Genomic DNA, 24,146 nt, shown 5'->3' on the forward strand with positions numbered 1-24,146 from the left:
CTGAATCGTCGTCATCCGTGCAGCCCGCACTCGGTCTTGCCGCGGCCCGCCCAGCGGCCGGCTCGCGCGTCCTCGCCCTGAAGGACGCGGCGGGTGCAGGGGGCGCAGCCGACGGAGGCGTAGCCGTCCATCAGCAGGGGGTTCGTCAGGACGCCGTGCTCGGCGACGTACGTGTCGACGTCGTCCTGGGTCCAGCGGGCGATCGGCGAGATCTTGACCTTCTGCCGCTTCTCGTCCCAGCCGACCACCGGGGTGTTCGCCCGGGTCGGGGACTCGTCGCGGCGCAGACCGGTCGCCCAGGCCTGGTAGTCCTTCAGGCCCTGCTCCAACGGCTGGACCTTGCGCAGTGCGCAGCACAGGTCGGGGTTGCGGTCGTGCAGCTTCGGGCCGTACTCGGCGTCCTGCTCGGCGACCGTCTGAACCGGGGTGAGCGTGATGAGGTTGACGTCCATCACGGCCTCGACCGCGTCGCGGGTGCCGATGGTCTCCTCGAAGTGGTAGCCCGTGTCGAGGAAGACCACGTCCACGCCGGGCATGGCGCGGGCGGCGAGGTGGGCGACCACCGCGTCCTCCATGGAGGAGGTCACGCAGAATCGCTTGCCGAACGTCTTCGCCGCCCACTGGAGGATCTCCAGCGCGGAGGCGTCTTCGAGATCGCGGCCCGCCTGCTCGGCGAGCTGCTTCAGGTCTTCGGTGGTGCGCTCTTCCTGAGCGGTCGTCATATCTGTGCCCCTCCGGAATCGGATCGCTGCAACCCCCGGGACAGCAGCCCCAGGAACTTCAGCGAGAAGGCCCGGCTGCATGCCGCGCATTCCCACGCGCCGTGCCTGCCCTCCGCGGCCTCGCTCGGACGCAGGTCCTCGTCGCCGCAGTAGGGGCAGTAGAACGGTGCCGCCCGCTCGCTCACGACAGGGCCTCCTCGCTCGCCCGCGCCGCCCACGCGGCGAACCGCTCGCCGTCCTCGCGCTCGGCCTGGAACCGCTTCAGGACCCGCTCGACGTAGTCGGGCAGTTCCTCGGAGGTGACCTTCAGACCGCGGACCTTGCGGCCGAAGCCGGCCTCCAGACCCAGGGCGCCGCCCAGGTGCACCTGGTAGCCCTCGACCTGCTCGCCCCGGTCGTCGAGCATGAGCTGGCCCTTGAGACCGATGTCCGCCACCTGGATACGGGCGCAGGCGTTCGGGCAGCCGTTGAGGTTGATGGTGAGCGGCTCGTCGAAGTCCGGCAGGCGGCGCTCCAGTTCGTCGATCAGCTGCGCACCGCGCTGCTTGGTCTCGACGATGGCGAGCTTGCAGAACTCGATGCCGGTGCAGGCCATGGTGCCGCGCCGGAACGAGGAGGGCCGGGCGGTCAGGTCGAGCGCCTCCAGGGCCTCGACGAGCGACTCGACCTGGTTCTCCTCGACGTCGAGGACGATCATCTTCTGCTCGACGGTGGTGCGCACCCGGCCCGAGCCGTGCGCCTCGGCGAGGTCGGCGATCTTCGTGATCGTCGCGCCGTCGACGCGTCCGACGCGCGGCGCGAAGCCGACGTAGAACCGGCCGTCCTTCTGCCGGTGGACGCCGATGTGGTCGCGCCAGAGCTGGGACGGCTGTTCGGGAGCCGGGCCGTCGGTGAGCTTGCGCTGGAGGTACTCGTCCTCCAGCACCTGCCGGAACTTCTCCGGGCCCCAGTCCGCGACGAGGAACTTCAGGCGGGCGCGGGTGCGCAGCCGGCGGTAGCCGTAGTCGCGGAAGATCGAGATGACGCCCTCGTAGACGTCCGGGACGTCGTCGATCGACACCCAGGTGCCCAGTCGCACGCCCAGCTTGGGGTTGGTGGACAGGCCGCCGCCGACCCACACGTCGAAGCCGGGGCCGTGCTCGGGGTGGACGACACCGACGAAGGCGACGTCGTTGATCTCGTGCACCACGTCCAGCACCGGCGAGCCCGAGATCGCCGTCTTGAACTTGCGGGGGAGGTTCGAGTACGCCGGGTTGTTCAGGACGCGGCGCTTCATCTCCTCCAGGGCCGGGGTGCCGTCGATGATCTCGTCCTCGGCGATGCCCGCCACCGGCGAGCCGATCATCACACGCGGGGTGTCGCCGCAGGCGGTGACCGTCGACAGGCCCACGCCCTCCAGCCGGTTCCAGATCTCGGGCACGTCCTCGATCCGGATCCAGTGGTACTGGACGTTCTGCCGGTCCGTGATGTCGGCGGTGCCGCGCGCGAACTCCTGCGAGATCTCGCCGATGACCCGCAGCTGCCGCGTGGTCAGCGCCCCGCCGTCGATCCGGACGCGCAGCATGAAGTACTCGTCGTCCAGCTCCTCGGGCTCCAGGATCGCCGTCTTGCCGCCGTCGATGCCGGGCTTGCGCTGGGTGTACAGCCCCCACCAGCGCATCCGGCCGCGCAGGTCGTTCGGGTCGATCGAGTGGAAACCGCGCTTGGAGTAGATCGTCTCAATGCGTGTCCGCACATTGAGACCGTCGTCGTCCTTCTTGAACTGCTCGTTGCCGTTCAGCGGGGTGTGGTGCCCCACGGCCCACTGACCCTCACCGCGGTGACGGCTCACCTTGCGGCGGGGAGTCGCGGCGGCAGGCTTCTGCGGGGTGGCGGCCATGGTTGATACGTCCTTCGGACAGGCGGGAATGCGGCTCTGACCTGCGCGTGCGCGCATGGGCATACGTGCGCGTCATTGCGCGGGAAAGGAGAAGAGAAAGGGGATGTCGGGCGCGGGCTGAGTACGCTCAGTGCGCCGGACAGATGGCGCTGGACATGCGGCCGAGGTCGACGTGCCGCCGACTCACCAAGGCAATTCCAGTTCCAGACATGACGGAAGCGTGTCACGGCGATCTGGACACAGTCCAGCTTCGTCCAAGATGCGGACACCCTTGTCTCGCAGAGCAAGACAAGGGTGTTGTAGGTCACATCCGGCGCCCCCGAGGTGTCCGTCCAGGTCAGACGGGGAACGCCCCAGGCCACGGTCCCGGAGCGGCGGCCTCCGCCTCCTCCTCGACCTTGGTGTCGAACAGCTTGAAGCCCCGCCGCAGGTAGTTGTCCATCGCGTGCTCGCCGTCCTTGCTGCAGGTGTGCAGCCACACCCGCTTCGTCGGCGCCAGTCCCGCCCAGCGGTCCGACAGGTCCCAGGCCCGGGCCGTGCCGTACGACAGCAGGTGCCCGCCGATGCGCCGGCCCCGGAAGGCGGGGAGCAGCCCGAAGTAGACGATCTCCACGACGGCGTCGTCCTGCGCCTCCAGCTCCACGTATCCCGCGGGCGTACCCCGGTCGTAGGCCACCCACGTCTCCACCCCGGGCCGCTCCAGGTGCTCCACCCAGCGCGCGTACGGCCAGCCGAGCCGGTCCGTCCAGAGGATGTCGCCGCCCACCGACGCGTACAGGAACCGGCTGAACTCGGGCGAGGGCACCTCGGAGCGGACGACCCGGACGTCCCCGTCCGGCGCGACGGCCGGCAGCAGGTCGGTCGGGGCGGTCTGCTCCAGGGACCAGGTGGTCACGGCGATGGTGGTCATGCGGGCCAGAAAATCATCCGACCCGGTCGTCTGTCGATCGGCTCCGTGCTCCGCGGGCGGCCCCGGTCAGTCCAGCGCCCGGTCGATCGACGTCAGCGGCAGCGCGAACAGCATCCGCCCCGACTGGGACCAGACCTCGCCGGTCTCCTCCCAGTAGGACAGGGAACCCGACCGGCCGCTCCAGCAGTGCCGTGTCTCGTCCGTGCCGCACTCCGTCGCCCGTGCGCCGTGCGTGTCCTGGCGCCACAGCGTGCCGTGCCCGCCCGGACTGCCCGACGCCCGGTCCAGGTACCAGCCGGTGCGGTGGGCCAGCACGCCCCGCACGTCCGCCGTCTTCGTCTCGTACGCCTCGACCGGGTCCGCGTTCCCGGAGGAGTCGGTGGCGAGCAGCCCGGAGCGGTCCGGGTCCCGGCTCAGCGCGTAACGCCACAGCCGGGTGCGCCGGTCACCGTCCGCGGGCACCCACTCGCTCGCGACCAGACTGTCGGGGGAGGTGCTGCGGTCCAGGGAGACGGTGGCCGGGCGGGCCGCGTCGTCCCCGCCGGGCAGCGTGTACGAGCCGACGGCCGGCAGCACGAACCGGTAACCGTGCGCGGCCCAGCCGCCCCGCACCCGGCCGACCGCGTCGGACTCGACGGTCGCGCGCTGGATACGGTCCATGTCGTACACGTACAGCGCGTTCCGGTCGCCCTCACGGGTCGTCACCAGCAGCTTGTCCTGGTACCAGACCATGCCGGAGAGCGGGGAGACCAGCCCCCGGTAATCCCGCCCGCCGTCCACCGGGACGGCCAGCAGGGCCCACGTGTAGCGCGGCGCGCCCGGGTCGTTCACGTCGACGAAGGCGACCTTGGCCAGGCCCTGCCCGGGGGCCGGACCGTCCAGGGAGCCGCCCTCGGCGCCCCGGGTCCAGCCGGACAGGATCACGCGGTTCGCGCCCCAGCGGCCGTCGTCGTCCGCGTCGCCCGAGGTCGTGACCGCGCCGGCCCGCCAGCCCCGGGTGCCGGAGCCGCCGAAGCAGTACGCGCGGGTGGCCGCCGGTTCCACCGGCAGAGCGTGTTTGGCGGGGGCCGGGCAGTCGGCCGCCTCCCGCAGCGGGACGTCGGCGTTCTCCAGTACCGTGCCGACGCCGACGGGCCGGCCCATCTTGGACGCCAGCCGGTCCAGCCACCGCCCGGGCACCCGGTGCTCGGCCAGCGGCAACCGCCCGGCACCTTCGGACGCGGAGACCGGCTTGAGGGCCCCGGGGGCGTCGGCGACGGTGGCCTGCGAGGCGCTGATCAGGGTGGCGGCGGCGGTGAGCGCGAGAGCCGTCCCGGCCAGGGTCGCGCGCAGCGCCCTGCCCCGCCTGCGCCGCCGGTGTCTGCCGCGATGCTTCATAACGTCCTCCCGAGACAGGCCAACTGCGCCTGTTGATCCGCACGTTGACGGAGGAGCAGGTGGGGTGGCCCGTAGAGGGATGCTACGGCAGGTGAGCGGCGCACGGGACGAAGACCTTGCAAATATGCGAAAGATGCACCCCTCGGGGCGCCTTGTACGGCACTCGCGGTGAACCTCAGGGCGCCGCTGCGGATCCGCGCCGCCCGCTCACCGCCGGCGCGGTCGAGTGCGGCAGCAGATCCCGCGGATCGTCCGGGAGCAGCACCTCCACCTCGGCGTCCTCGGCGAACCGGTACGGCCGGTGCTCCAGGAACGCCCCCAGATACCGCCGCACCCGCGACATCTCGGCACGCACCGTCACCGTGCGGGCCGGGTCGCCGAACACGTCCCCGGCCAGGCCCGAGGCGCTGCGGCCGGAGCGGTGGACCGCCAGGAGGTACAGCAACTCCGCGTGCCGCGGGCTCAGTTCCCGGGTCCAGGAGCCCGCCCCGCCGAGCACCTCCACCGACCAGCGCCGCGCCTGCCTGAGGTCCAGCACGATCCGGGCCGGGCCACGCGGCACCGGCTCGTCCTCGGTTGCCCGCACCAGCCAGCCCTCCGCCAGCGGCTCCACCGAGCACAGCCCGAGCGCCGGCAGCCATCTCGGGCCCGGCGACAGCGACTTCGGCAGTGCCACCCGCCGCGCGTACGGCATCCCGCTGACCGCGGCGGTCCAGCCGTCCGGATCGACGACCAGGGCGCGGCCGCCGAGCCGGGCCAGCACCGGCGCCGCCACCGCCCGCAGCCGCTCCAGCGACTCCGAGTGCATCTCCCGCAGCCGGGCCTCGGCGAGCCGGGCCACCGAGCCCACCCAGGCGAGCGTGGCCGGATGCATCGTCTCCAGCGGGCCGCTCACGTCCACCACGCCGAGCAGCCGGCCGTCCCGCGGATCCGTCAGAGGAGCGCCCGCGCAGGTCCAGCCGGCCTGGGAGCGCACGAAGTGCTCGGAGGCGAAGACCTGCACGGGCCGGCGTACCACCGCCGGGGTCCCCAGACCGTTCGTGCCGACGACGTCCTCACGCCAGTCCGCGCCGAGTCCAAAACCCAGCCCGTCGGCCTTGCGCAGCACCGGCGGGCTGCCCTCGCGCCACAGCACCCGGCCGTCCTCGTCGGCCACCACCATGATGTGGTGGGCGACGTCCCCGGCCGCCAGCAGCCCCTCCCGGAGCACCGGCAGCACATGGCGCAAAACCGACGTCTCGCGCCTGCGCTGCACCTCCTCGCGGGACAGTGGATCCGCCCGCACGTCGTGGTCCGGATCCACACCGCTGCGCATCATCCGCTCCCAGGACCTCTCGATCACCGGACGCGGCGCCACCGGAGCGGGCTGCCCGGCCAGCCGCGCCGAGCGGACCTGCTGGAGAACCCGGGCCGCGCGCGTGCTGTCGACGGCGGCCAAGTGCGTGACGTCCATACGCGTGCGCCCCCCGGAGTCGCTTCTGACTGTGCGTCTCATAGTGCCGCCTGCCCCCGGTGGCGCGCGCACACTCCGCACACAGTCAGCAAGTTGCAACCCCCTGCAACCCTGGTGGACGGCCCGGCCGTGTCCGAAACTTGAGCGGCGCCGTCCCGAGCGGTGTTCAGCGGCTCGAACGGGCCAGTGCGGCGGGGGTGGTGCCGTGTCGGCGCAGCACCACCCCCGCTCTTTCGCATCCGCGTTGCGACGGCCGCCCGGATCAGGACACCGGCCGCGCCCGCTCCACCACCGACGCCAGATCCAGCGTGTGCGGCAGCGTCCCGAACACGGCCCCCCCGTCGCCGCCGAGCCGCCCCGCGCAGAACGCGTCGGCGACCTGCGGCGGCGCGAAACGGACCAGCAGCGAGCCCTGGAGCACCAGCGCGAGCCGCTCCGCCAGCCGTCGCGCCCGCCCCTCCACGCCCTCCAGGTCGGCGAGTTCGGTCAGCAGGTCCTTGATCGCCCCGTCCAGGCGGTGATCGGCGCCCCGCGCCTGCCCGACCTCCCGCAGATACGCGTCCAGCGCGCCCGGCTCCCGCTGCAACGCCCGCAGCACGTCGAGCGCCTGGACGTTGCCCGCGCCCTCCCAGATCGAGTTCAGCGGCGACTCGCGCACCAGCCGCGGCATCAAGGACTCCTCCACGTACCCGTTGCCGCCGAGGCACTCCGCCGCCTCCACGGCAACCGGCGGGCACCGCTTGGTCACCCAGTACTTGGCGGCCGGCACCGCGATCCGCAGCAGCGCCCGCTCCTGCTCGCCGCCGTCGTCCCAGGCCGCCGCGAGCCGCAGCGCCAGGGCCGTCGCCGCCTCCGACTCCAGCGCCAGGTCGGCGAGGACATTGCGCATGAGCGGCTTGTCCACGAGCTTCCCGCCGAACGCCTCGCGGTACGTGCAGTGGTGCACCGCCTGCGCCACCGCCTGCCGCATCAGCCCGGCGGAGCCGAGCACGCAGTCGAGCCGGGTCGCCGCGACCATCTCGATGATGGTGCGCACCCCGCGCCCTTCCTCGCCGACCCGGCGCGCCCAGGTCCCGTCGAACTCGACCTCGGCGGAGGCGTTCGACCGGTTGCCCAGCTTGTCCTTGAGACGCTGGATCCGGAACACGTTGCGCGTGCCGTCCCGCAGCACCCGCGGCACCAGGAAGCAGGTCAGCCCGCCCGGAGCCTGCGCCAGCACCAGGAAACCGTCGGACATGGGCGCCGAGCAGAACCACTTGTGGCCGGTCAGCTCGTACGTCCCGTCCTCGGCCAGGGGCCGTGCCGACGTGCGGTTGGCCCGGACGTCACTGCCGCCCTGCTTCTCCGTCATCCCCATCCCGAACAGCGCCCCGGCCTTGTGGTGCGCCGGCCGCAGTTCCTGGTCGTAGACCATGGACGTCAGCCGCGGTTCCCACTCGGCGGCCAGCTCCGGGTCGGTGCGCAGGGCGGGCACCGCGGCGTGCGTCATCGACAGCGGGCAGCCGTTGCCGGCCTCGACCTGCGTCCACACCACGAAGGCGGCGGCCCGCCGCAGATGCCCGGCCGGCCGGCCCCACGCCGCCGTCAGGCCCGCCGAGACGCCCTTGCCGAGCAGCCGGTGCCAGGACGGGTGGAACTCGACCTCGTCGGAGCGGTTGCCGTACCGGTCGTGCGTCAGCAGCCGCGGCGGGTTCTCGTTGGCCAGCCTGCCCCAGTCCTGCACCTGCGCCGAGCCGGAGGTGCGGCCCAGCGCCGTCAGCTCGCCGAGGACCTCCTCGCGCAGGTCCGGATCCAGATGCCGGGCGACCGCGTCGGCCAGGGCCCGGTCGGCGGAGAAGACGTCGTACCCGACCAGCGGCGGGACCTGGTTCGTCACGGTGTGCGTGCTGCCTGCCATGCTGCGAAAGTACCCCGCGGCAGCACCTCGGTCACCAGCGGACCCGGCCCGGCCCGCGAAGACCCGGACTGTGGGTGAGTGGGGCCGGGCACGGCGGATACCGTTAGGGGGTGCAGCCAGCAAGTGAAACCTCCGACACACCCTCCGGGCGCCTCCACCGCGCGCGAGCCCTCTACCGGAACGTCTCCAAGCGCAGGACCGCCTGGCTGCTGCTCAAGGACACCGTCAACTCCTGCGTCGAGTACCGCATCCTGGGCCTCGCGGCCGAGGCCGCGTTCTTCACCCTGCTGTCGGTGCCGCCGCTGCTGCTCAGCATGATCGGACTGCTCGGCTACGTCGACGCCTGGACCGGTGCCGACACCATCCAGAGCCTCCAGACCAACCTCCTGGAGGCTTCCCGCACGGTCCTGTCCGACCAGGGCGTCCGCGAGATCGCCCAGCCGATCCTGCACGACGTGATGAAGGGCGGCCGGCCCGACGTCATCTCCATCGGCTTCCTGTTCGCCCTGTGGTCGGGCTCCCGCGCGGTGAACGTCTTCATCGACACCATCACCGTCATGTACGGCCTCGACGGTGTCCGGGGCATCGTCAAGACCCGTCTGATGGCCTTCCTGCTGTTCATCGTGGCCCTGCTGATCGGCTCGGTCGCGCTGCCGTTGATGGTGGCCGGGCCGGACGCGGTGGTGCGGATCGTGCCGTGGTCGACGACGGTCGTACAGGTCCTGTACTGGCCCACGGTGATCCTGCTGTCGATCGCCTTCCTGACGACGCTGTACCACGTGTCCGTCCCGGTCCGCTCCCCGTGGATCGAGGACGTGCCCGGCGCGCTGGTCGCCCTCGGCATGTGGGTGCTCGGCAGCTTCCTGCTGCGGATCTACCTGACCAGCACCGTCGAGGGCCCCACGATCTACGGCTCCCTCGCCGCGCCCGTCGCCGTGCTGCTGTGGATCGGTGTGTCCGCGTTCGCCGTCCTGGTCGGGGCCGCGGTCAACGCCGCCATCGACCGGGTCTGGCCGGCCGCCGCGACGGCCGCGGCCCGCGAGGCCAACGAGCGGCTGCGGCAGGCCCAGGTCGCCGAGTACGTCGCCCGCGCCAGTGCCGCGGGCGAGGCCGACCCGGACATGCCCTCCGAGTTCCCGGAGCGCTGGTCCCGCTTCCTGCCGCCGGAGGACGTGTCGGCCCGCCTGCGCACCCATGTGAAGAGCACCCACGTGAAGAACAGCCACTTGAAGAGCTCCCAGGTCAACGGGGAGGGGCCCCCGCCCGAGGACCGGTGACGGGCGTCGGCCCTCAGGCCTGCCAGGTCCCGGCCGCGGCCTCCTCGCGCACGAAGTCGCCGAAGTCCCGGGGCGCCCGGCCCAGCACCTCACGCACGCCGTCCGAGAGATGCGCGTTGCGGCCGTCGAGGAGCGTGCCGAAGATCTCCGTCATCCCCGCCACCTCCTCCGGCGGCACCCCGAACCCGGCCAGCGCCTCGCCGTAGTCCCGCGTCGAGACGGCCCGGTACGTCAGCGGGCGCCCCGTCACCCCGGCGATCTCCGCGACAGCCTCCCCGAAGGTCAGCAGCCGGGCCCCGGAGAGGGTGAGGACCCGCTCCGCATACCGGTCGCCGGAGGTCAGCACGCTCACCACCACGTCCGCGATGTCCCGCACGTCGAGGAACGGCTCGCGCACCTCGTCGGCCGGGAACACCAGCTCGCCGCGCTCCCGCAGCTCCGCCACCAGCGGCCCCTCACTGAAGTTCTGCGCGAACCAGGCCGCCCGCACCACCGTCCAGGCCGCCCCCGAGGCGCGCAGTGCCTCCTCGGTGGGCAGGGCCTGGTCCTCGCCCCGCGCGGACAGCAGCACCAGCCGCCGCACCCCGAGCCCGACCGCCTCCTGTGCGAGCGCGCCGACCACCTCCGAGGCACCGGGGGCGCCGACGTCCGAGGGGTGGGCGAGGTACGCCGCGTCGGCGCCGCGCAGGGTGTCCGCCCAGGTCGAGGCGTCCCACCAGTCGAAGCCCGTCGCCCGTGAAGCCGCCCGGACCGTGAGCCCGGCCGCCTTCGCGGCCCGCGCCACCCGGCTCCCGGTACGCCCCGTGGCCCCCGTCACCACCACCGTCCTGACCTGTGTGTTCCGTGCAGTGTTCCGTGTCGCGTTGTCCGCCGTGTTCGTCATGCCGTCGAGTCAACTGCCGTACGCCGCACGGAACCATCGCTGAACGGCTCATTCCCATGCGCCCGCGTCTACGCTGGCCGCATGGACCCCATTGCCGGTCTGCTGGAGGGGCCCCGCGCGCGGGGCGCGTTCATGATCAGGGCCTGCTTCGACCCGCCGTGGGCGGTACGCGTGGAGGACCGGGCCCCGCTCACCGTGATGCTCGTCGTCCGCGGCGAGGCCTGGATCGTCCCCGACCGGGGCGAGCAGACGTGCCTGAAGGCCGGGGACCTCGCCATCGCCCGCGGCCCGGACCCGTACACCTGCGCCGACGCCCCCGGCACGGCACCGCAGGCGGTGATCCTGCCGCACCAGGAGTGCCGCTACCCCGACGGACGGCCCCTCAACGGCTCCATGGACCTGGGCGTGCGTACCTGGGGCGAGCGGCTCGACGGGGACACCGTGATGCTGATCGGCACCTACCCGATGCGGGGCGAGGCCGGCGGACGGCTGCTGGACGCCCTGCCGCCGCTGCTCAGCCTCACGTCCGAGGTGTGGGACTGCCCGCTCACTCCGTACCTCACCGAGGAGATCGTCCGGGACGAGCCGGGGCAGGAGGTCGTCCTGGACCGGCTGCTGGACCTGCTGGTCATCGCCGCGCTGCGGGCCTGGTTCGCACGCCCCGAGGCGGAGGCACCGGCCTGGTACCGGGCCCTCGCCGACCCGGTCGTCGGCGGCGTGCTGCGCCTGCTCCAGGACGACCCGGCCCACCCCTGGACCGTCGCCTCGCTGGCCGCGAAGGCCGGGGTGTCCCGAGCGGCGCTGGCCCGCCGCTTCACCGCCCTGGTGGGCGAACCCCCGATGACCCACCTGACCGGCTGGCGCCTCGCCCTCGCCGCCGACCGCCTGCGCGACTCCGCCGACACCCTCGACGCGGTGGCCCGCAGGGTGGGCTACGGCAGCGCCTTCGCCCTGTCGACGGCGTTCAAGCGCGTGTACGGGGTGAGCCCGGTGGAGTACCGGGGGCGGGCGGCGTAGCGGCACCGGCACTGATCCTCGCGCCCGTCGCCGCGGCACGGCGTAGCCTGGCCCTCGTGTACGTGGAGCGGGCGTCGCGGCTGCCCGGGGCGGTCGTGTGGACCAACACCCCGTCGCGGACCGGGGTGGGGCGGGTCCTGCCCGACGGGTGCATGGATCTGCTGTGGCACGACGGGCGGCTGATGGTCGCCGGGCCCGACACCCGCGCCTACCTCCCGGACGGTGTGACCGGCCCCTGGGCCGGTGTCCGCTTCTACCCGAGCACGGCCCCCACGCTCCTGGGCGTGCCGGCGCACGAACTGCGCGACCGGCGCGTCGAGCTCGCGGACCTGTGGCCGGCCCCGCAGGTGCGGCGCATGTCCGACCGGGTGAACGCGGCCCCCGACCCGGCGAGCGGCCTGGAGGAGCTGGCGCTGCGGCTGGCGGCCGGTGCGGAATCCCCCGACCCGCTGCTCCGGCAGATCGTCACCGCCCTCGACGCGGGCCGTCCGGTCGCCGCCACCGCTGACGAACTCGGCGTGGGAGCCCGCCGGTTGCACCGCCGTTCGCTGTCCGCCTTCGGCTACGGCCCCAAGACCCTGGCCCGCATCCTGCGGCTGCGCCGCGCCCTCGCACTGGCCCGGGCCGGTGTGCCCTTCGCGGAGACGGCCGCCCGGGCCGGTTACGCCGACCAGGCCCATCTGGCCCGCGACGTGAGGGAGTTGGCGGGTCTGCCGCTGGGTGAGCTACTCGGCCGCGGCGGCTAGCGGGGCGAACAGGTCCACCCCGTTGCCGTCCGGGTCGTGCACCACGGCGTACCGCTGGCCCCAGAAGGCGTCCCACGGCTTGAGCTCGCCTTCACAGCCCGAGCCGACCAACTCGTCGTACAGCGCGTCCACCTCCTCCGGTCCGTCGCAGCGCAGGGCCAGCGAGGCCCGGCCACCGCCGGCGGGTGGCTGCCAACCGGGCAGGAAGGAGCGGACCGTTTCCTCGGTGTCGAGCAACAGCCGCAGCCCGCCGGGCAGTTCCGCCTCGGCATGAGGCTGGTTCTCGGCGCCGTCCGGGAAGGCGAACCCGATCCGGCGGTAGAACGCGACGGAGGCGGCCATGTCGGAGACGACCAGGCCGATGGCATCGAATCGTGCAGTCATGGAGCCACCGTAGGCAGGCCGGCATCGCCCGGTCTTGAAGAAAACGGACGCCCCGACCGGACCCCTCGGGTGCCCGCCCACTGCGCCCGGCCCGAAAATTTCGGTCGCCACACGGCCCTCCCCTCAGGCCCCCGATCTCCTAGGTTCGGATCCCATGGCGCCGCGACTGCTCGTCCACACCCGCACCACCGGCTACCGGCACGACTCCATCCCGGCCGGCATCGCCGCCCTGCGCACCCTCGGTGACTTCGAGGTCCACGCCACCGAGGACCCGGCCGCCCTCGAACAGCCCCTGGAGGCCTACGCGGCCGTGGTGTTCCTCTCCACCAGCGGCGAGATCCTCACCCCGGCCGGGCGGGAACGGCTCGCCGCGTACGTGGAGTCGGGCGGCGGCTTCGTGGGCGTGCACGCGGCCGCCTGCACGGAGTACGACTGGCCGTACTACGGCGGACTGCTGGGCGCGCGGTTCGCCCGGCACCCGCTCCACCAGCCGGGCAAGGCCGTCGTCGAGGACCACGACCATCCGGCGACCCGGCACCTGCCCGCCGTCTGGGACTTCACCGACGAGTGGTACGACTTCCGTACCAACCCGCGCGGCAGGGTCCGCGTCCTGGCCACCGCCGACGAGTCCTCCTACGAGGGCGGCGGCATGGGCGCCGACCATCCGCTGGTCTGGTGCCGCGACCACGGCCAGGGCCGGGTCTTCTACACGGCCCTCGGCCACGCCCGCGAGGCCTACGAGGACCCGGCCTTCCGCGCCCACCTCCTGGGCGGCATCACCTGGGCGGCCCGGCTCCCACCGCCCTGACCGCGCCAGGACGCCGCTGCCGCGCCTACCGCCGTCGGCCCCCGGCCCGGGCGGTTCCCCGGCGGCCCGCCCCCGGCCGGGACGCCGCCGCACCGCGCGTGAACCGTCCCAGGGCGGTCCGGGGACGCCGGCAGGGCTCGCCGCGGGTGCCGCCGGCCCGTGAGGCTGTGCCGTGCCAGACGAGACGGGCCGCCCCAGGGGAAACCCGCCGGGGGACGGCGGTTCGGAAAGGACAATCGCATGAGCATGCGCAATCGGGCCGTGGCGATGGCGACGGCCATGATGCTGGGGGCCGGGGGGATGGGCATCGCCCTGGCTCCGGCGGCGAACGCCGCGCCCGCCTACTTCGGCATCGACGGCAAGGGTGCCGTGACCAACGACTGGGAGGACGAGGAGAACCTCGGCGTCGACGCCTACTCCCGGGGCAACGCCGTCGCCCTGTGGGAGACCGTGCTGTGGGCGGACGGCGCCGAGTGGGAGGACGACGAGGGCGAGTGGCAGCCCTTCAGGAAGAGCCGGATCGACGGCTCCTTCGGTCCGGAGACCGAGTCGGCCACCCAGTGGTGGCAGAGCCGGCACAACCTCCCCGAGACCGACGGCACCGTCGACAGCGAGAGCTGGGACTTCGCCCAGACCCGGCTCCAGAGCCTCCCGGGCAACATCGTCCAGTACAAGGGCCTCGTGCGGAACGTCAACTTCAAGCGCGTGGGCGGCAAGTACCAGGTGAAGCTGAAGAACGTCGGGCCGTGGAAGTACGCCCACTACCGCACGGTCGGCTGAGCCGCACCGCCGCCGGGGGAGCGGCCGGCCGTGACGGTCACCCGCTCCCCGAGGGCAGCATCCACAACAGCCCGGCCAGCAGCACGACGATGACCCCGAACGACACCAGGGCCGCCGCCCGCCAGCGCCGGTACTCGGCACCGGCCGGCGGCGCGTCCGCCATCGGCCCCGCGGGCCCGGCCGCCACCGGCACCCCGTGGGGCCACGTCGTGTCGGCCAGATCCCACAGCGCCAGCAGCCGCGCCTGGTCGGCCCCCGCCACCCGGCACAGCGCCTGCACCGCTCCCCGCGGCGGCTGCTTGGCCCCGCTGAGATACCGCTGCCACGACGACTTGCTGTAAGCGGTCCGCCGGGCCAGCTCGGCGAGGCTCAGCCCGGTGCGGTCCTTCAGGGCCCGCAGCTGCTCGACCAGGTGCCGCGCCTCCCTCGGCAGTACGTCCGGAAGCGGCCGCCAGCGTGTCATGGTCGTCCCCCCACAGCTCGCCGCCGCCCCGCCCCCGGACACCGGCCCCTCCCCACCGCACCGTTCGACGCCGGCCCGTCCCGGCCAGTTCCCCCCAATGGCGGGCGCGCGACGCGCACGAGGGGTGTGCGGCAGATGCCCGCACGACCACGGGCCGGCCCTGTGCGCCGGTCGGTGACGAGGCGGCCGGGAGGAGCCGCTACGCGCGCGGCGCCGCCGTACTCGCCCGTTCCACCAGCCGCGTCGACAGCTCGGTGCGCGTGCTCTCGGGACGGTGCCCGTCCATCATGCGCAGCAGCGACCGCAGGGCCGTCGCGGCCATCTCGGACAGCGGCTGGCGGACGGTGGTCAGGGCGGGGGAGGCCCAGCGGGCCTCGGGCAGGTCGTCGAAGCCGACCACACTGATGTCGTCCGGCACCCCCAACCCCCTTTCGGCCAGAGCCTCGTAGACACCCAGCGCCATCCGGTCCGAGCAGACGAAGACGGCGGTCGGCGGCTCGGGCAGGTCGAGGAGTTCCAGCATGCGGCGGTGGGCCACGCTCTCGTCGAAACCGGCGTGCCGGACGTACTCGGCGCGGTGCCGGACCCCCGCCGAGGCGAGCGCCGAACGGTATCCGGCGACCCGCGCGCTGCTGCACATCGTGCGCCGTGGACCGGCGATGACCGCGATCCTCTCGTGGCCCAGGGACAGCAGATGCTCCGTGGCGGTCAGACCGCCCTGCCAGGTCGCGGCGCCCACCGACACCACGCCCTCCGGCGGTTCCTGCACCGGGTCGATCATCACGAACGGTATGCGGTGCTGCTCCAGCCACGCGTACTGCGAGTCGCTGAGCTCGGCCAGGTTGAACAGGACCCCGGAGGAACCGCGGGCGACCAGCTTGTCGAGCCAGCCGCGCTCCGGGCGGCCGACCCGGGAGCGGATCAGGGCCGCCGACACCACGACCTCCAGGCCCGCGTCGTGCGCCGCGTCCTCCACCCCGTGCAGCACCGCGCCCGACCAGGAACTCTCCAGCGAGTGCACGACCAGATCGACCAGCCGGGGTGCCTTCGCCGCGTCGAAGCGGGGTCTGCGCACGTACCCGAGCCGGTCGAGTGCCTCGGTGACGCGGCGGCGGGTCTCCGGTGCCACGTCCTCGCGGCCGTTGACCACCTTCGACGCGGTCGGCACCGATACCCCCGCCTCGCGCGCCACGACCGCCAGCGTCGGACCGGCAGCCACGCTCGCACTCGCCGTACGGACCATCGGGAACCCACCTCTCCGGCCCGCCCGAGGGCCGTGGAAAGTTTCGACCAGCTCTGCGCACGGCGGACACGGGGGACCGCCGGGCAGAAAGCGCTTCCTACTGTAGGTGCGGCACAGGACGGGTGGAAGAGAAGTGAATTCATCGCATGACGCCGGTCAAAACTTTCGAAACCCCGAACACCTCGCTCAGCAGGGTGTGCAGGTCAGCCGAAACCCGGTGAAGTCCGCCGTGAACGCCGCGTCCACGAGGTCCCGGGCGTGGATCCCCGCCATCGCTCCCGTGAACCGCAGCCGGGAGCCGTGGTCGTCGGACAGCCGGCCGAAGTCCAGCGCCGGCCCGACCGCCGCGCGCACCCCGTCGCGTACATACCAGAAACGCGCGTCGGCCCCCTCCACTGTCACCCCCAGCGTCACCGGCCCGTCCGGCGACACGTCGACGACAGCGGCCTGCCGCATGCCGTCCTCGTCGCGTTCGACGAGGCTGAGCACCGTACGGCCGGGAGTCCCGTCCCACTGCTGGCCGCGCTGCGGCTCGCCCTCCGGCTCCGCCCACGTCAGGTCCAGGGCGAGATACGCCTCGGGGTTGTACCAGAGCACCAGCCCGGCCGCCTGCGTGAAGGTGACGGGCCGTGCCTCGACGGTCACTTCGGCCTCCGCACGGTGCTCGGTGACGCGCTGGGCGAGCAGGCCGGGCGCCCACCGGGACTCCGGCCCGTGCCGGCCGCGCAGCCGGATCCAGCCCGGCCGGGTCGTGGTGTCGGCCCAGGACGGGTCCGGCGGTTCGCGCAGGGTGCTCCACGGCCAGGACAGATCCTCCGGCGGTGCGGCCGGCGGCAGCGGGTGCGGCCGCGTCGCCACGTCGACCTCGACCGCGGGGTGCCAGCCCCCCTGCCGCAGCCGGGGCCAGCCCTCCGCGTCCCAGGTCACCGCCTGGATCGCGGTCTCCCGGCCGAGCGTGCAGCGGCGGCCCCGCGGGGTGCGCAGCGGACGGGCCGTCAGATGGCTGAGCAGCCACTGCCCGTCCGGCGTCTCCACCAGTTCGCCGTGCCCCGCCTTCTGCAAGGGCACCTCCGGGTCGTCCCGGGTCGTCAGCAGCGGCCGTGCGTCGAGTTCGTAGGGCCCCGTCAGCTCCTTGCCGCGGGCCACCCGCACCCCGTGCTCCCAGCCGGTGCCGCCCTCCGCCAGCAGCAGGTAGTACCAGCCGTCGCGCCGCAGCAGTTTCGGCCCCTCGATCAACCGGTCGTGCCGGAGCAGCAGACGTGTCCCGCCGACGGGCTCCAGCGTGTCCCGGTCCAGCTCCGTCACGACGATCCCCGCGAACCGCTCGCCCCCCGGCCGGTGGTCGTTCTGCAGGTTCAGCAGCCACAGCCGGCCGTCCTCGTGGAACAGGGCCGGATCGAAACCATGGCTCGCGACCCGGCGCGGAGCACTCCAGACGCTGTCGACCCGGGCGGCCGTCGAGACGTACGTGTCGAGGTCGAAGTACGGGGTGCCGACCGAGCGCACGACGGTGTACGTCGCCCAGAACCGTTCCCCGTCCCAGCTCAGCGACGGGGCCCAGACGCCGCCCGAGTCGGGCACACCGGCCAGCGAGTGCCGCGGAACCGCTCCCCGGACGTGACCCGCGTACTCCCAGTGGGCCAGGTCCCGGGAGCGGTGAATCGGGATGGTCGGAAACCACTCGAAGGAACTGGTCGCCACGTAGTACCAGTCATCCACCCGCACCAGCGACGGGTCGGGGGCGAAGCCGCGGAGGACGGGGTTGCGCAGGACGGTCACGCCAGGGCTCCCGGAGCGTCGGTCACCCTGGGGGCCGCAGGGAGTCAGGGTCACCTGCGGCCCCCAGGAGTCGGGGGATACGGGGGAAGGAGCATCACTTGAGGGCGCCGAGCGTCACGCCCGTGCGCCAGTAGCGGCGCATCGCGACCATCATGATCGCCATCGGGACGATGGACAGCAGCGCGCCGGTCAGCACCAGCCCGGTCAGGTCGATGCCGGACTCCAGACGGGTACCGGTCCAGTTGTAGAGACCGAGGTTGAGCGTCCAGTTCTCCTTGCCGCGCAGCACGGTCAGCGGCAGGAAGAAGGCGTTCCAGGTGTTCACGAAGGCCAGCAGGAACACCGTCGCGCCGCCCGTCGTCATCATCCGCAGCACGATGCTGAAGAAGATCCGCAGCTCCCCGGCGCCGTCGATCCGGGCGGCCTCCAGCAGCTCGTAGGGGATCGTCGCCTCGGTGTACACCTTGGCCAGGTAGACGCTGAACGGGTTGATCAGACAGGGGATCAGCATCGCCCACGGCGTGTCCACCATGCCGATCGCGGAGAACAGCAGATACAGCGGCAGTGTCAGCAGCGCGATCGGGATCAGGAACGAGCCCACGACACACGCGAAGATCGCGTTACGCCCGGGGAAGTCGAAGCGGGCCAGACCGTATCCGGTTGCGAGAGCGATCAGCGTGCCGCCGAGCGAGCCCACGCCCGCGTACAGGAACGAGTTGGCCGTCCACCGCAGGAAGATCCCGTCCTGGTAGGTGAACACCTGCTGCAGGTTCTCCCACAGGTGCCAGCCCGAGAACCACAGGCCGTTGCTCTGGTACAGCGCCGTACGGTCCTTGGTCGCGGCCACGACCAGCCACCACACCGGGAACAGGCTGTAGGAACTGGCCAGCACCAGCCCGACGAGCAGGAAGCGCTGACCGCCCCGCCCGCGGGAGGCCGGGTCCGGCCGGGTCAGCCTCCGGACACTGCGGACTTCGGGCCGCTCGGTGGTCTGCTCGGTCAGCGTCATCAGTCGGCCTCCTTCGAGGTGAGCCGGTAGAAGAGGAAGGAGGCGACGCCCAGGATCAGGGCGAGCAGCACCGACAGGGCGGCCGCGTAGTTGTAGTTGCCCGCGTTGAACGCCTGGTTGTAGATGATCATGATCGGGGTGAAACTGTCGCTGACCGTCTGCGGCGTGATGTTCCGGAACAGCGCCGGCTCGTTGAAGATCTGCAGCATCTGGATGATCGACAGCAGACCCGTCAGCACCAGCGCCCCGCGCACGAACGGGATCTTGATGCTCCGCGCGATCCGCAGCTCCGAGGCACCGTCCAGCCGGGCCGCCTCGAACAGCTCCCGCGGCACGCCCTGCAGCGCCGAGTAGATGATCACCATGTTGTAGCCGATGCCGTGCCAGGTCAGCAGGTTGCCGATGGCCGGCCACACCATCGACGGCGCGAAGAAGTTCCAGTCGAGCCCGAGGGACTTGCCGATCGCGGTGAGGGGGCCGACGTCCGGGCTGTAGAGGTTGACCCACACGATCGCCGCGACCACGCCGGGGATCATGTACGGCACCAGCAGCACGATCCGGAACCTGCTCGCCACCCTGGACGTCAGCGCGTCCAGGAACAGTGCCAGCAACAGGCTGATCAGCAGCATCATCGGGATCTGGACACAGGCGAAGAGCACCACCCGCAGGATGGAGCTCATGAACGCCGAGTCCGTCAGCCCCTGGGTGTAGTTGTCCAGCCCGACGAACTCCGTCGTCGCACCTCCGAGACCGAGCCCGGACTGCTTCTCCGTGAACAGCGACTCGTAGACGGCGTAGCCGATCGGGAGCAGATACAGAAAGACGAAGCCGAGCTGGAAGGGCACCGTGAACGCGGCACCCTTCCAGCGCATGGAGCGAATCATCGAATGCCTCAGCCCTTGACGCTGATACCGCGGGACTTCAGGTCCTTGACCGTCCACTCCTGCATGTGCGCGAGCAGGTCGGTGACCTTCTGCTCCTTGTTGACGACCTTGGCCCAGCCCGCCTGGAGCTCGGTGAACATCGCCGTCCAGTTGGGCCCGAAGGTCCAGTCGGTGGTGACGGTCCCCAGGCTGTCCGTGACGACCTTCTGTGCCGGCTCGTAGTTCTTGCCGAGCAGCTTCTGCGAGATCGACTCGCCGACGTAGGAACCGCTGTCCTTCAGTGCCGGCATCACGCCGTTGCCGGTCTCCGGGCTCGCCATCGTCTTGACCGCGTCCTGGTTCGTCGACATCCACAGGGCCGCCTGCGCCGCCTGCTTCTGGTCCGTGCACTGCTTCGTCACCAGCGTCACGCCGCCGGTCAGGTTCGTGCCGGCCGGCGTCTTCGCCGCCTCGCCCCGGTACGCGGGCCAGGGGGTCAGCGCCCAGTCGCCGAAGGACTTGGTGAAGTTCTGCACCATGCCGGCCATCTGCCAGGTGGAGATCTGCCGGGTCGCGGTGGCACCGCTGTCGTAACTGCGCTGCACGGCCGCGTAGTCGGCGAACGACAGCTTGGCGTTCAGGTCGTTGTCGATGATTTCCTGGATCACCTTCGCGGCCTTCAGGGTGCCCTCGTCCTGGAAGTTCACCTTCCAGGCGTCGCCGTCGATCGCGTACCAGTGCGCCCCGGCCTGCATCGCGAGTACTTCCAGGGTGCTCGGGTCCTCACCGGCGTAGTTGGTGATCTTGATGTTGTGCTTCTTCAGGACCTTGCCCGCGGCGATGAAGTCGTCCCAGGTCGCCGGGGGCTCGAGGCCGTACTTCTCGAAGATGTCCGTGCGGTAGATCGTGAACTGGGGCGCCGAGCTGGTGGGCACGCCGTAGAGCTTGCCCTGCACCTGCGCGCTCGCCCAGGCGCCGGTGTTGAACTCGCCCTTCTCGCCCTCGACGTAACTCGTGATGTCGGCGAGCGCGCCCTGCGACACCCAGCTCGTGACGTACTCGGCGGTGTTCTGCACCAGACAGGGGGCGTTCCCGGCCTTGACCGCGTTGGTCAGCTGCTTCTGCATGGTCAGCTGGTCGGTGACCTTCGTGTACTTCAGCTGGATGTCCTTGTGCGAGGCGTTGAACGCCTTGACGACCGCCTCCTGGCCGTTGGCCCACCCCCAGAAGGGGAGCGTGACCGGGCCGGACTTCGACGCGGCGTCGTCGCCCGAGCCGGATCCGCCGCAGGCGGAGAGCAGACCTGTCAGCGCGATACCCGCGACAGCGGCGGAGGCGAACCTTCTCCGGGGGCTGGTGAAGTTCATCTGACCGTGATCCTTCGGAATAGGGCGTTCTCAGAGCGAGAGGACGGCGGCGGCTCGTGGTGCCGGCCAGGAACGGCGGCCGGAAAAACGTCGGCTCGCGGTTGCGGGGGGTTCGGCCAAGCGGAAGCTGTAGTAAGCGGTTGCTGGGACGGTAGGCGGATGTGTCCGTCCATAGCAAGAGGTGCGCGGAAATTTGTTATGGCGGAAGGTCTGGGGTGTTGACCCTGCGGGCGGGGGAAAGGGGTTCGGGCCGTGACGCGTCAGAGCAGCTCAGAGCGGTGTCGGCGTGTTGTGCCGAGACTCGGAGGGGTGTGGATACGGGGCTCGGTGTGAGCCCCGACGAGGGAGAGAAACCGGTTACGTAACCCTTACTGCTAAGGCAGACGAAAGCGCCTGGGCGGGGGTAACCGTCCACTCCTGGTGAGGGTTGTCGTCACCTCTGGGGCGAAAGCCCCCCACCCGGGGGGCCAGCCGCTCCTGGCTGCCCCCTCGCCCCAGGGGACGAAGCCGCCGCCCCCGGGGCGGGGCTATCCGCCGCGAGGGGCGGGCGGCTGGACCGAGTTGCGGACCACGACATGGGTACCCAGCACCAGATGGTCGCCGTCGGCGCTCTTGCGGCGGCCCGCGCCGCCCTCGCGCCGGTCGGCCACCGCCCGCAGCGCGACCCGGCCCATCTCCTCGTACGGCACGTGCACGGTGGTGAGTTGGGGTGTGAGCTGCGAGGCCAGCGGGATGTCGTCGTAGCCGACGATCGACACGTCCTCGGGAACCCGCAGGCCCGCCGCGCGCAGTGCCTGCATGGCACCCGCGGCGACCACGTCCGTCCCGGCCAGCACCGCGGTGAAGTCCGGCGTCTCGTGCAGCGCCGTCTCGACGGCCTCGTACCCGTGCTCGTAGTCGTAGTGGCCGTGCCGTACCAGCCCCGGGGCGAACGGCACCCCGTAGGCCTCGAAGGCCCGCTGGGCGCCCCGCAACCGGCCCTGGGCGGTGGTCAGTTCGGCGTGCCCGGGCAGGACCAGGACGCGGCGGTGGCCGGCCGAGAGCAGGTGGCTGGCCATCGCATAGGCGCCGCCCTCGTTGTCGTAGTCGACGGTCGTCGCGGGGACGTCGCCCTCCAGCGGGGGCCGGCCCACCAGGACCAGATGCGAGCCGGCCGCGTCCAGGGAGCGGGCGAAGCGGGCCATGCGCAGCTGGTACTCGTCGTAGTCGTAGGCGCCGCCGAGCAGGATCACGGCGGCGACGCCCTGCTGGCGCATGAGGTTCACCAGCGCGAGCTCCCGCTCGGGGTCATCGCCGGTCGTGCCGACCAGGGAGAGCCAGCCGCGCAGGGTGGCGGCGCCCTCGACGCCCTTCGCCACGTGGGCGAAGGCGGCACCGGTGATGTTGTTGATGAGGATCGCCACCGTCGGTGTGCCGCCGCCGGCCAGCGAACGGGCGTGGGCGTTGGTGACGTAGTCCAGGTCCCGGACGACCTTCATCACCCGGCGGCGCAGCTCCTCCGACACCGGGTAGTTGCCGGACAGCACCCGGGAGACGCTGGCCACGGAGACGCCCGCGCGTTCCGCGACGTCACGGATGGTCGCCCGGCCGGCGTCACTCGTCGTCGCCTTGCGCTGACTCACCCTTGCGGCTCCTTCACGGTAGTGACCCGGTCCGTTGGGTCCGGTTGTCGCGAACCGGTCCTTTGCGGGCCGGGTGGTGCGGTCCGGCCGAGGGACGGCCGGGTGGTGCGGGGTCCGCCCGTTGTGCGGCCGGGGTGGTGCGGTGTCCGGTTGTGGTGGGCCGGGTTCTTGCGGCCGGTGGCCGGGGCAGTCGCCCCGCCTCGGTGCGCCCGGCCGCGGTGCCTCGGGCGGACCGGGAGTGCCGGAACACCGGGCCGTGCCGCGCAGACGCGTCGGTGCGCGACCGGACCACCCCGTCGCCCCAGCGCCTTCCGAGGCGTTGCCCATCGCCCCACTGAGCCACCGCCACTGAGCCAACGCCCACTGAGCCAACGCCCCACTGAGCCGATCGAACCGATCAGGCCGATCACCCCGGCCGCCTGAGCCACCGGTGCGGAAACCGTATCCCATCGTTACCCCAGGCTGGAGGGCCTGTGGACAACCTGCGTCACGGCCCCCCGCGGCGATGTCATGCCACCCGCGCCAGATCCGCGTGCCGCACCTCGTGGAGCGGTGGTACGCCGGACGCCAGGCGCTCCAGTTCCTCGACGACGATGCGGCCGAGCCGCTCCAGTTCGTTGCCGAGGGAGCCGGCGATGTGCGGGGTGAGGAACACGTTGGGCAGGTGGTACAGCGGCGATCCCGCGGGCAGCGGCTCGGGGTCGGTGACGTCCAGCACCGCGTTCAGCCGGCCGGATACCAGCTCGTCGGTGAGCGCCTCGTGGTCGACCAGCGCACCCCGGGCCGTGTTGACGAGAACGCCGCCGTCCCGCACCAGGGCGAGCCGGTCGCGGTCGAGCATGTGATGGGTCGCGGGGATGTCCGGGGCGTGCAGGCTCACGATGTCGCTGCGTCGGAGGAGGTCCTCCAGCGACAGCGACTCGGCACCGAGGGCGGCGGCCTCGGCGGGGCTCACGTACGGGTCGTGCAGCAGAACGGTGAGGTCGAAGGGCCGCAGCAGTTCCAGGAGGCGGCGGCCCACGCGTGAGGCGCCGATGACGCCGACGCGACGGCCGAGGTTGCCGGTCGCCGCCGTCTCGGCGGGGCCGGGGTAGGCATGGGTCCGGCGGAAGCGCTCGCGGTGGTCGAAGGTGTCCTTGCCCAGCAGCAGGATCATCGCGAGCGTGTACTCCGCGACCGGCAGGGCGTTGCCCGTCACCGCGCTGGACACCTTGACCCCGCGTTCCCACAGGGCTTCGCCGACCAGGGAGCGGACGGAGCCCGCCGCGTGCAGCACGGCGCCGAGCTCCGGGGCCGCCGTGAGGACCCCCGCGTCCAGATGCGGGCAGCCCCAGCCGGTGATCAGCACCTCGGCGGAGGCCAGGGCGGCGGCGCCGGCCGGATCGGCGAAGTCCCGCACCACCAGCCCGGGGTCGATGTCGGCCGTGCGCCTCAGCCGCTCCATCAGCGGCGGAGGGAAGAGCAGCGGGAGGTGCACCGGGTCCATCGCGAACACGGCCCGCGGCAGCTGAGGGCTGGGCATGACTCTCCTGGAGCAGAGGGATAGAAACAGTTTCAGAAAGCGTCTTCTACCGTAGATCTGTCGGGAAGCGGTGGTCAATCGCCCGGCCGGGGCTACCTGTGCAGGCGTCGACGCGGGTCCGCCCTCGGGCCGCGACCCCGTGCCG

General features: G+C 72.1%; 23 protein-coding genes. 5 read left to right on the plus strand and 18 right to left on the minus strand.

All coding sequences use genetic code 11. The annotated features are described in order from the left end of the window. Nucleotides 1-11: 11 nt before the first annotated feature. The 8 genes from A4E84_RS31400 to A4E84_RS31430 form a co-directional block, all read right to left on the minus strand. Nucleotides 12-722, minus strand: a complete 711-nt coding sequence (locus A4E84_RS31400; RefSeq protein WP_062929775.1) for a phosphoadenylyl-sulfate reductase — start codon at nucleotides 720-722, stop codon at nucleotides 12-14. After that, the gene (locus A4E84_RS31405) at nucleotides 719-907 is read right to left on the minus strand and encodes a hypothetical protein (protein ID WP_062929776.1); all 189 of its coding nucleotides are present in this window, start codon (nucleotides 905-907) and stop codon (nucleotides 719-721) included. The genes A4E84_RS31400 and A4E84_RS31405 overlap by 4 nt, the downstream gene beginning before the upstream one ends. Then, nucleotides 904-2,601 (minus strand): nitrite/sulfite reductase, encoded by a 1,698-nt coding sequence (locus A4E84_RS31410; protein WP_062929777.1) that lies wholly within the window; start codon nucleotides 2,599-2,601, stop codon nucleotides 904-906. Before A4E84_RS31410 ends, A4E84_RS31405 begins: the two co-directional genes overlap by 4 nt. Nucleotides 2,602-2,728: 127 nt before the next feature. Next, nucleotides 2,729-2,812 carry a putative leader peptide gene (locus A4E84_RS45540; protein ID WP_311241247.1) on the minus strand — a complete coding sequence of 28 codons (84 nt, stop codon included), beginning with the start codon at nucleotides 2,810-2,812 and terminating at the stop codon, nucleotides 2,729-2,731. 126 nt (nucleotides 2,813-2,938) lie between these two features. Continuing rightward, entirely contained in the window at nucleotides 2,939-3,511 is a 573-nt protein-coding gene (locus A4E84_RS31415; RefSeq protein ID WP_062929778.1) for a GNAT family N-acetyltransferase, read from the minus strand. A 66-nt stretch (nucleotides 3,512-3,577) separates the two neighbouring features. Further along, complete coding sequence (locus A4E84_RS31420) at nucleotides 3,578-4,888, minus strand: hypothetical protein (RefSeq protein WP_062929779.1); 1,311 nt, start codon at nucleotides 4,886-4,888, stop codon at nucleotides 3,578-3,580. A 175-nt stretch (nucleotides 4,889-5,063) separates the two neighbouring features. Further along, nucleotides 5,064-6,341: a GAF domain-containing protein gene (locus A4E84_RS31425; RefSeq protein WP_062929780.1), complete on the minus strand. Its 1,278-nt coding sequence runs from the start codon at nucleotides 6,339-6,341 to the stop codon at nucleotides 5,064-5,066. Between the two features lie 262 nt (nucleotides 6,342-6,603). Further along, nucleotides 6,604-8,238, minus strand: a complete 1,635-nt coding sequence (locus tag A4E84_RS31430) for an acyl-CoA dehydrogenase family protein (RefSeq protein WP_062929781.1) — start codon at nucleotides 8,236-8,238, stop codon at nucleotides 6,604-6,606. A 110-nt stretch (nucleotides 8,239-8,348) separates the two neighbouring features. On the opposite strand from A4E84_RS31430, the gene A4E84_RS31435 reads away from it, so the two are divergent. Then, a complete protein-coding gene (locus A4E84_RS31435) occupies nucleotides 8,349-9,515 on the plus strand; it encodes a YihY/virulence factor BrkB family protein (protein WP_062929782.1) in 1,167 nt (388 codons plus the stop codon). Nucleotides 9,516-9,528: 13 nt separating this feature from the next. Here the strand turns inward: A4E84_RS31435 and A4E84_RS31440 are convergent, their stop codons facing one another. Next, nucleotides 9,529-10,398 carry an NmrA family NAD(P)-binding protein gene (locus A4E84_RS31440; protein ID WP_062929783.1) on the minus strand — a complete coding sequence of 290 codons (870 nt, stop codon included), beginning with the start codon at nucleotides 10,396-10,398 and terminating at the stop codon, nucleotides 9,529-9,531. Between the two features lie 81 nt (nucleotides 10,399-10,479). On the opposite strand from A4E84_RS31440, the gene A4E84_RS31445 reads away from it, so the two are divergent. Together A4E84_RS31445 and A4E84_RS31450 are read left to right on the plus strand one after the other, a co-directional pair. Further along, complete coding sequence (locus A4E84_RS31445) at nucleotides 10,480-11,415, plus strand: AraC family transcriptional regulator (protein WP_062929784.1); 936 nt, start codon at nucleotides 10,480-10,482, stop codon at nucleotides 11,413-11,415. Between the two features lie 56 nt (nucleotides 11,416-11,471). After that, nucleotides 11,472-12,161: a helix-turn-helix domain-containing protein gene (locus A4E84_RS31450; RefSeq protein WP_062929785.1), complete on the plus strand. Its 690-nt coding sequence runs from the start codon at nucleotides 11,472-11,474 to the stop codon at nucleotides 12,159-12,161. Here the strand turns inward: A4E84_RS31450 and A4E84_RS31455 are convergent. Then, nucleotides 12,141-12,545 (minus strand): VOC family protein, encoded by a 405-nt coding sequence (locus A4E84_RS31455; RefSeq protein ID WP_062929786.1) that lies wholly within the window; start codon nucleotides 12,543-12,545, stop codon nucleotides 12,141-12,143. The genes A4E84_RS31450 and A4E84_RS31455 overlap by 21 nt on opposite strands. A 154-nt stretch (nucleotides 12,546-12,699) precedes the next feature. Between A4E84_RS31455 and A4E84_RS31460 the strand changes: the two genes are divergently transcribed. Next, a complete protein-coding gene (locus A4E84_RS31460) occupies nucleotides 12,700-13,353 on the plus strand; it encodes a ThuA domain-containing protein (protein WP_062929787.1) in 654 nt (217 codons plus the stop codon). A gap of 240 nt (nucleotides 13,354-13,593) precedes the next feature. Further along, on the plus strand, nucleotides 13,594-14,133 hold the full coding sequence (locus tag A4E84_RS31465) for a peptidoglycan-binding domain-containing protein (protein ID WP_062929788.1): 540 nt from the start codon (nucleotides 13,594-13,596) through the stop codon (nucleotides 14,131-14,133). Between the two features lie 37 nt (nucleotides 14,134-14,170). Here the strand turns inward: A4E84_RS31465 and A4E84_RS31470 are convergent, their stop codons facing one another. The 8 genes from A4E84_RS31470 to A4E84_RS31505 all read right to left on the minus strand — a co-directional run bounded on the left by A4E84_RS31470 (nucleotide 14,171) and on the right by A4E84_RS31505 (nucleotide 24,001). Then, nucleotides 14,171-14,596 carry a helix-turn-helix domain-containing protein gene (locus A4E84_RS31470; protein WP_062929789.1) on the minus strand — a complete coding sequence of 142 codons (426 nt, stop codon included), beginning with the start codon at nucleotides 14,594-14,596 and terminating at the stop codon, nucleotides 14,171-14,173. 199 nt (nucleotides 14,597-14,795) lie between these two features. After that, nucleotides 14,796-15,839, minus strand: a complete 1,044-nt coding sequence (locus tag A4E84_RS31475) for a LacI family DNA-binding transcriptional regulator (protein WP_062929790.1) — start codon at nucleotides 15,837-15,839, stop codon at nucleotides 14,796-14,798. Nucleotides 15,840-16,025: 186 nt separating this feature from the next. Beyond that, nucleotides 16,026-17,618 carry a glycoside hydrolase family 43 protein gene (locus A4E84_RS31480; protein ID WP_062929791.1) on the minus strand — a complete coding sequence of 531 codons (1,593 nt, stop codon included), beginning with the start codon at nucleotides 17,616-17,618 and terminating at the stop codon, nucleotides 16,026-16,028. Between the two features lie 94 nt (nucleotides 17,619-17,712). Continuing rightward, entirely contained in the window at nucleotides 17,713-18,627 is a 915-nt protein-coding gene (locus A4E84_RS31485; protein ID WP_062929792.1) for a carbohydrate ABC transporter permease, read from the minus strand. Beyond that, nucleotides 18,627-19,511 carry a carbohydrate ABC transporter permease gene (locus A4E84_RS31490; RefSeq protein ID WP_062929793.1) on the minus strand — a complete coding sequence of 295 codons (885 nt, stop codon included), beginning with the start codon at nucleotides 19,509-19,511 and terminating at the stop codon, nucleotides 18,627-18,629. Before A4E84_RS31490 ends, A4E84_RS31485 begins: the two co-directional genes overlap by 1 nt. A gap of 8 nt (nucleotides 19,512-19,519) precedes the next feature. Beyond that, on the minus strand, nucleotides 19,520-20,857 hold the full coding sequence (locus A4E84_RS31495; RefSeq protein ID WP_062929794.1) for an ABC transporter substrate-binding protein: 1,338 nt from the start codon (nucleotides 20,855-20,857) through the stop codon (nucleotides 19,520-19,522). 527 nt (nucleotides 20,858-21,384) lie between these two features. Continuing rightward, entirely contained in the window at nucleotides 21,385-22,479 is a 1,095-nt protein-coding gene (locus A4E84_RS31500) for a LacI family DNA-binding transcriptional regulator (RefSeq protein ID WP_062929795.1), read from the minus strand. Nucleotides 22,480-22,987: 508 nt separating this feature from the next. Next, nucleotides 22,988-24,001 carry a hydroxyacid dehydrogenase gene (locus A4E84_RS31505; RefSeq protein ID WP_174569476.1) on the minus strand — a complete coding sequence of 338 codons (1,014 nt, stop codon included), beginning with the start codon at nucleotides 23,999-24,001 and terminating at the stop codon, nucleotides 22,988-22,990. Nucleotides 24,002-24,146: the final 145 nt, after the last annotated feature.

This window comes from Streptomyces qaidamensis, from assembly GCF_001611795.1.
GTDB classification, from domain to species: domain Bacteria; phylum Actinomycetota; class Actinomycetes; order Streptomycetales; family Streptomycetaceae; genus Streptomyces; species Streptomyces qaidamensis.

Excerpts from the sequence above, each read along its gene's own strand:
- A4E84_RS45540 (WP_311241247.1), bottom strand. The coding sequence starts at position 2,812 with ATGTCTGGAACTGGAATTGCCTTGGTGAGTCGGCGGCACGTCGACCTC.
- A4E84_RS31460 (WP_062929787.1), top strand. The coding sequence starts at position 12,700 with ATGGCGCCGCGACTGCTCGTCCACACCCGCACCACCGGCTACCGGCAC.
- A4E84_RS31445 (WP_062929784.1), top strand. The coding sequence starts at position 10,480 with ATGGACCCCATTGCCGGTCTGCTGGAGGGGCCCCGCGCGCGGGGCGCG.
- A4E84_RS31410 (WP_062929777.1), bottom strand. The coding sequence starts at position 2,601 with ATGGCCGCCACCCCGCAGAAGCCTGCCGCCGCGACTCCCCGCCGCAAG.
- A4E84_RS31475 (WP_062929790.1), bottom strand. The coding sequence starts at position 15,839 with ATGGTCCGTACGGCGAGTGCGAGCGTGGCTGCCGGTCCGACGCTGGCG.
- A4E84_RS31470 (WP_062929789.1), bottom strand. The coding sequence starts at position 14,596 with ATGACACGCTGGCGGCCGCTTCCGGACGTACTGCCGAGGGAGGCGCGG.
- A4E84_RS31465 (WP_062929788.1), top strand. The coding sequence starts at position 13,594 with ATGAGCATGCGCAATCGGGCCGTGGCGATGGCGACGGCCATGATGCTG.
- A4E84_RS31425 (WP_062929780.1), bottom strand. The coding sequence starts at position 6,341 with ATGGACGTCACGCACTTGGCCGCCGTCGACAGCACGCGCGCGGCCCGG.
- A4E84_RS31420 (WP_062929779.1), bottom strand. The coding sequence starts at position 4,888 with ATGAAGCATCGCGGCAGACACCGGCGGCGCAGGCGGGGCAGGGCGCTG.
- A4E84_RS31455 (WP_062929786.1), bottom strand. The coding sequence starts at position 12,545 with ATGACTGCACGATTCGATGCCATCGGCCTGGTCGTCTCCGACATGGCC.
- A4E84_RS31485 (WP_062929792.1), bottom strand. The coding sequence starts at position 18,627 with ATGACGCTGACCGAGCAGACCACCGAGCGGCCCGAAGTCCGCAGTGTC.
- A4E84_RS31400 (WP_062929775.1), bottom strand. The coding sequence starts at position 722 with ATGACGACCGCTCAGGAAGAGCGCACCACCGAAGACCTGAAGCAGCTC.
- A4E84_RS31430 (WP_062929781.1), bottom strand. The coding sequence starts at position 8,238 with ATGGCAGGCAGCACGCACACCGTGACGAACCAGGTCCCGCCGCTGGTC.
- A4E84_RS31505 (WP_174569476.1), bottom strand. The coding sequence starts at position 24,001 with ATGCCCAGCCCTCAGCTGCCGCGGGCCGTGTTCGCGATGGACCCGGTG.
- A4E84_RS31440 (WP_062929783.1), bottom strand. The coding sequence starts at position 10,398 with ATGACGAACACGGCGGACAACGCGACACGGAACACTGCACGGAACACA.
- A4E84_RS31415 (WP_062929778.1), bottom strand. The coding sequence starts at position 3,511 with ATGACCACCATCGCCGTGACCACCTGGTCCCTGGAGCAGACCGCCCCG.
- A4E84_RS31495 (WP_062929794.1), bottom strand. The coding sequence starts at position 20,857 with ATGAACTTCACCAGCCCCCGGAGAAGGTTCGCCTCCGCCGCTGTCGCG.
- A4E84_RS31490 (WP_062929793.1), bottom strand. The coding sequence starts at position 19,511 with ATGATTCGCTCCATGCGCTGGAAGGGTGCCGCGTTCACGGTGCCCTTC.